The sequence below is a fragment of the Pseudomonas sp. FSL R10-0399 genome, from assembly GCF_009600165.1.
Taxonomy (GTDB): Bacteria; Pseudomonadota; Gammaproteobacteria; order Pseudomonadales; family Pseudomonadaceae; genus Aquipseudomonas; species Aquipseudomonas helleri.
Genome location: NZ_WIWK01000006.1, coordinates 104950 through 110949, shown reverse-complemented (window position 1 = coordinate 110949; position 6000 = coordinate 104950). Strand labels below are relative to the sequence as shown.

Sequence of the window (6000 nt, the reverse complement as noted above, 5' to 3'; positions counted from 1 at the left end):
GTGTGGGTGAACAGCGCATTGCCACCGACACCCTGGTGCTGGCTGGCGGTGCCGAAAGCAACCGGTTGGCGCAATTGGCCGGGGTGCCGCTGGACGGCTACCCGATGCGCCTGGAAGCCATGGCGCTGGAGCCGATGCGGCCCTTGATAGGCCCTGCCGTGGCATTGCTGGACCGGCTTTGTTACATGCACCAGACCGCACGCGGCGAAGTGGTGGGCGGCGCAGAAGTTGCCGAACGCCCGCAAAACACCTTGAATGCCGACGTGCCGGTGATGGCCGCGACTGCCAAAGCGTATCTGGAGATGTTTCCTCAACTGGGGCATGCCCGTATCTTGCGGCAATGGGCCGGGCTGGTGCATATATCCAAAGATTTTGGCCCGCTACTGGGCGCGCACAATGCCTTGCCGGGTTTGTTTATCAGCGCTGGCTGGTGCTACGGTCACGCCGGCGCACCGGCCGCCGGTGAATTTCTGGCCAAGGCCATCGTCAAGGGCGTGGTGGATGAGCGTATGCGCCCGTTTGCCGTCGACCGTTTTGAGCGTAACCAAGCCGTGGTAGAGCCCGGTATTGTATTGAGTCATTTTGAATAACCAACCGTGCTTGAGCCCCAAGCCGGCTCTCGAATTTACGCACCGTGATCGACATGCCTCGCGGCACACAAGGAAACAACCATGAGTTCTCTGGAAGACTCGCCACTCTTCATTACCGCCTTGTCCAAAGGTCTGTCTTTGCTGACGGCCTTTCGCGCCGGGCGCCCCAGCATGAGCCTGATTGAACTGGCAGAAGCGACCGGGCTGAACAAAAGCGCCGTGCAGCGTTCGGCGTTCACCCTTGAGGCGCTGGGCTATCTGTACAAGGACCCGGTCACCAAGCGCTTTCGCCTGGCCCCCAAATCCCTTGACCTGGGCACCGGCTACCTGCAAACCAGTGAGCTGATCGAACGCGCCAACCCGTACCTGCATGAGCTCAACCGGTATGTCGAAGAGAGCTGCAACCTGCTCGAACCCTGCGGCCTGGACATGCTCTATGTGGCGCGTTTTCCCAGCCACAAACAGATTGCCATTCACATCCCGCTGGGTCGCCACCTGCCCATGTACTGCACCTCGGCAGGCCGGGCTTATCTGGCGGCGCTGCCGGAGCATGAGGCTGACGCGATCCTGGTCGCCTCCGAACGCAAGGGCTACACCCCCAACACTGTCACCGACCTTGATCAACTGCGCGCCATCGTCGCCGAGGCCCGTCACGACGGCTACGCCTACGCCCTCGAAGAGTATTACGCCGGGGATATCAGCGTGGCCGCGGCGGTGGTCAATGCCGATGGTTACCCGCTGGGGGCCGTGAACATTTCGGTGCCGTTCAGCCGCTGGAACCTGGACGACGCCCGAAAACAACTGGCCCCCAAAGTGATCAACACCGCCCGGTCCATCGCCAGCGCGACACGCAGTTTGCGCCCGGCGGGCTAACCCCCAGGGCAATCCTTTTACCTGACACGCACTGCTGCGGGCCTGGCCCGCGGTATAGGTGCCGCTTTGCCCGGCTTTAGGGCCCAACTACAAGGAGACAGCGATGAGTCAAACCATGAAGGCTGCCGTACTGCACGCCGTGGGTGAGCCACTGCGGATCGAACAGGTGACAATCCCGACCCCGGGGCCCGGTGAAATCCTGATTCGCATCGTTGCCTGTGGCGTCTGCCACAGCGACCTGCATGCCATGGACGGTGACTGGTCGGATTTGCCCACCTTGCCGCTGATCCCGGGCCATGAAATCACCGGCCATGTCGCCGCCCACGGCGCCGGCGTGACTGAGCCCGCCATCGGCACAGCGGTCGGCATGCCCTGGATGTACAGCGCCTGCGGTACCTGCGAGTTTTGCCTGGGCGGCATGGAAACCATCTGTGAGCAGCGGGAATCCACGGGCTACAGCAAGCAGGGCGGATATGCCGAATACATGATTGCCCCGGCGGCATTCGTCGCCAGCATCCCCTCCGGTGCCGACCTGTACGCCCTGGCGCCGATTCTGTGCGCGGGTGTCACCACTTATCGCGGCCTGATGCGCTCGCGGGCCCGGCCGGGGCAATGGGTGGCTGTCATGGGCATCGGTGGCCTGGGCCACGTTGCTGTGCAGTACGCCATCGCCATGGGCTTGCGTGTGGCGGCCATTGATGTGTCGGCCGACAAGCTCGAACTGGCCCGCAGTTATGGCGCCGAGTGCCTGATCAATGCCCTCGACAACCCGGTGGCAACACTTAAGCAACAGATCCCCGGTGGCGTGCACGCGGTATTGGTGACCGCCACGGCCAATGCCGCTTTTGAGCAGTCGATCAAGATGCTGCGCCCCGGTGGTACAGCGGTGTTTATTGGCTTGCCAGGCGGCGATGCCGACACGGTTCGCGCTTCCATTTCCAGCATCAGCGGCTGGGAGCTGTCGATCACCGGCTCCAATATCGGCACCCGCCAGGACCTTAACGAGGCGGTGGCGTTTGCCGCCCGTGGCCAGGTCAAGGCACAGATCAGCCTTGAGCGCCTGGAAGACATCAACGACATCTTTGAACGCATGCGCCGGGGCCAACTGGTCGGGCGCACGGTCCTGAAAATCGCCTGACCTGAACCTTTAATCCTCAACAGGAGTTAGCACCCATGACCATTACTCGCCTGCAACCCAATCCGGGCCTGCTCAGCCATGCGCTGGTACACAACGGCATTGTCTACATCACCGGCCAGGTCCCGGCCGACCGCACGCAAGACGTCGCCGGGCAGACCGCGCAAGTTCTGGCGCGGATCGACGCCTTGCTCGCCGAAGCAGGCTCGGACAAGTCACACATTCTGTTCGCACAGATCTGGCTCAAGCATGCGGTTCAGGATTTTGCTGCCATGAATGCCGTCTGGCGTGAGTGGATTCCGCAGGATGCATTGCCGGCACGCGCCACAGTCGAGGCCAATATGGCTGCCGACAACATTTTGGTTGAAATCGCCTTGCAGGCAGCCGTCAAGGCCTGAGCCATTTAATACGGCCGGGCAAGGGCTGCTTGCCCGGCATGGGAGAGTCGTAATGGGCAGTATCGTTCCTCATTTGATCAACGGTGTGCGGGTTCAGGGCACTGGCCGCACCGCCGACGTTTACAACCCGTCCACGGGCGCGGTGAGCAAGCAAGTGGCCCTGGCCGACGCGGCAACCTTGCAGCAGGCCATCGAGGCCGCCAAGGCGGCGTTTCCGGCCTGGCGCAACACGCCACCGGCCAAACGCGCGCAGGTGATGTACCGCTTCAAGCAGTTGCTTGAGGAACACGAAGCGGCGATTGCCCTGATGATCAGCGAAGAGCACGGCAAAACCCTCGAAGACGCGGCGGGTGAACTCAAACGCGGGATTGAAAACGTCGAATTCGCCTGTGGCGCGCCGCAACTGCTAAAGGGCGATTACAGCCGCAACGTTGGCCCTGGCATCGATGCCTGGAGCGACTTGCAACCGCTAGGGGTGGTGGCGGGTATTACGCCGTTCAACTTCCCGGCCATGGTGCCGTTGTGGATGTACCCGCTGGCGATCGTCTGCGGGAACTGCTTCATCCTCAAACCCTCGGAGCGCGATCCGAGTTCGACCTTGTATATCGCTGAATTGCTGATTCAGGCGGGTTTGCCCAACGGCGTGCTGAGCGTGGTGCATGGCGACAAGGAAGCAGTAGATGGCCTGATCGAGTCTGTGCATGTCAAAGCCCTGAGTTTTGTCGGGTCCACGCCGATTGCGCAATACATCTACAGCGAGGGTACCCAGCGCGGCAAACGCGTCCAGGCATTGGGCGGGGCAAAAAACCATTGCGTGGTGATGCCCGACGCGGATCTGGACAATACCGTCGGCGCCTTGATGGGCGCAGCCTATGGCTCTTGCGGTGAACGCTGCATGGCCCTGTCGGTGGCGGTGTGTGTGGGCGACGCGGTTGCCGATGCGCTGGTAGCAAAACTGCTGCCTCAGATCCGTGGACTGAAAATTGGTGCGGGCACTTCCAGCGGCCTCGACATGGGGCCGTTGGTCACCGCTGCGGCGCGGGACAAGGTCAAGGGCTACATTGATGCGGGCGTTGCCCAAGGTGCTGAGCTGGTGGTGGATGGCCGTGACTTGCAGGTGCAAGGGCACGAAAACGGCTTCTTTGTCGGCGGTACGCTGTTCGACCGGGTAACCGCGCAGATGAGCATCTATACCGATGAAATCTTCGGCCCGGTATTGTGTATCGTTCGCGTGGGCAGCCTCGAAGCGGCCATGCAATTGATCAATGAACACGAATACGGTAACGGCACGTGCATCTTCACCCGCGACGGTGAAGCGGCCCGGTTGTTCTGCGATGAAATCGAAGTGGGCATGGTCGGAGTTAACGTCCCGCTGCCCGTGCCTGTGAGCTACCACAGCTTTGGCGGCTGGAAGCGCTCACTGTTTGGCGATCTGCACGCCTATGGCCCGGACGGGGTGCGTTTCTATACCCGGAAAAAAGCCATTACCCAACGTTGGCCGCGCCGTGCCAGCCACGAAGCGGCGCAGTTTGCCTTCCCCAGTAACCATTGAGCCGAGTGAACACAATGAACAATGCACTGAAGTTTTATATCGAGGGTCAATGGCTTGAGGCCGAGTCTGGAGAGACGCTTGAGGTGGTTGATCCCTCAACCGAACAGGCCTTTATCAAGATCGCCGTGGGCAATGCCGAGGATGTGAACAAAGCTGTGGCAGCGGCCCGCAGGGCTTTCCCGGCGTTTTCGGTGACCAGCGTGGGTGAGCGTCTGGCACTGCTGGAAGAGATTTTGCGGGTCTACAACCTGCGCTATGACGACCTGGTCCAGGCCGTCAGCCAGGAAATGGGCGCGCCGCTGCATTTTGCCCGCGACGCGCAGGTCTGGAGCGGTCGTGCGCACCTTGAATCGACCATCAGCGCGCTGAAGTCGTTCACGTTCAGCGAACAGCACGGCACCACCCGTGTGGTGCGTGAAGCCATCGGCGTGTGTGCGTTGATCACGCCGTGGAACTGGCCGCTCAACCAAATCGTCTGCAAAGTCGCGCCGGCCATTGCCGCGGGTTGCACCGTGGTGCTCAAGCCGAGTGAAATCGCACCATTGACCGGCATCATCTTTGCCGAAATTTTGCATGAAGCGGGCGTGCCGGCCGGGGTCTTCAACCTGGTCAATGGCACCGGGCCGGACGTCGGCCAACCCATGAGCAGCCATCCGCAGGTCGACATGGTTTCGTTCACCGGCTCTACGCGTGCAGGCATCATGGTCGCCAAGTCGGCAGCCGATACGGTCAAGCGTGTGGCTCAGGAACTGGGCGGCAAGTCGGCGAATATCCTGCTGGAAGACGCTGACTTTGAGGTCGCTGTTGCCAAGGGCGTGCAGGGCTGTTTCTCCAACTCGGGGCAATCATGCGACGCGCCGACGCGCATGCTGGTCCCGGCGGCGCAGCATGCCCGGGCGCTGGAAATTGCCAAACGTACAGCGCAGCAACTGGTCACCGGCAGCCCGCGTGATGCCAACACCAACCTGGGCCCGGTGATCAGCGCGGCGCAGTTCGACAAGATTCAGGGTTTGATCCAGGCCGGGATCGAGGAGGGCGCCACCCTGGTGACGGGTGGCCTGGGCCGTCCGGAAGGGTTGGACAAGGGCTATTACGTGCGTCCCACGGTGTTCGGTAACGTACAGCCGAGCATGACCATTGCCCGCGAAGAGATATTCGGGCCGGTGCTGTCGATTCTGCCTTACGACAGCGAAGAGCAAGCCATCGAAATCGCCAACGATACCGTTTACGGCCTGGCTGCCTATGTGCAATCCACCCATCTCGAACACGCCCGCGCCGTGGCCGGGCGCATGCGTGCAGGTTCGGTGTACCTGAACTACCCGGACTGGGACACCTTTGCGCCGTTTGGTGGCTACAAACAGTCGGGTAATGGCCGCGAATATGCGGGCTGGGGCATCCACGACTTCCTTGAAATCAAGGGCGTGGTGGGCTGGGGCAACTAAGCACTTGGCT

At 61.7% G+C, this 6000-nt stretch carries 6 protein-coding genes; all 6 read left to right on the top strand.

The genetic code is table 11. The features are described from left to right. Positions 1-590 (top strand): FAD-dependent oxidoreductase (locus tag GHO41_RS03320; protein ID WP_153432961.1); only part of this gene is annotated, 590 nt, incomplete at its 5' end. Positions 591-671: 81 nt separating this feature from the next. Beyond that, complete coding sequence (locus tag GHO41_RS03315; protein ID WP_153432960.1) at positions 672-1463, top strand: IclR family transcriptional regulator; 792 nt, start codon at positions 672-674, stop codon at positions 1461-1463. Positions 1464-1566: 103 nt separating this feature from the next. After that, entirely contained in the window at positions 1567-2601 is a 1035-nt protein-coding gene (locus GHO41_RS03310) for a zinc-dependent alcohol dehydrogenase (protein ID WP_153432959.1), read from the top strand. A gap of 35 nt (positions 2602-2636) precedes the next feature. After that, on the top strand, positions 2637-2996 hold the full coding sequence (locus GHO41_RS03305) for a RidA family protein (RefSeq protein WP_048371995.1): 360 nt from the start codon (positions 2637-2639) through the stop codon (positions 2994-2996). 52 nt (positions 2997-3048) lie between these two features. Continuing rightward, positions 3049-4548, top strand: a complete 1500-nt coding sequence (locus GHO41_RS03300) for a CoA-acylating methylmalonate-semialdehyde dehydrogenase (RefSeq protein ID WP_123749276.1) — start codon at positions 3049-3051, stop codon at positions 4546-4548. A gap of 14 nt (positions 4549-4562) precedes the next feature. Beyond that, positions 4563-5990 carry an aldehyde dehydrogenase family protein gene (locus GHO41_RS03295; protein WP_153432958.1) on the top strand — a complete coding sequence of 476 codons (1428 nt, stop codon included), beginning with the start codon at positions 4563-4565 and terminating at the stop codon, positions 5988-5990. Positions 5991-6000: the final 10 nt, after the last annotated feature.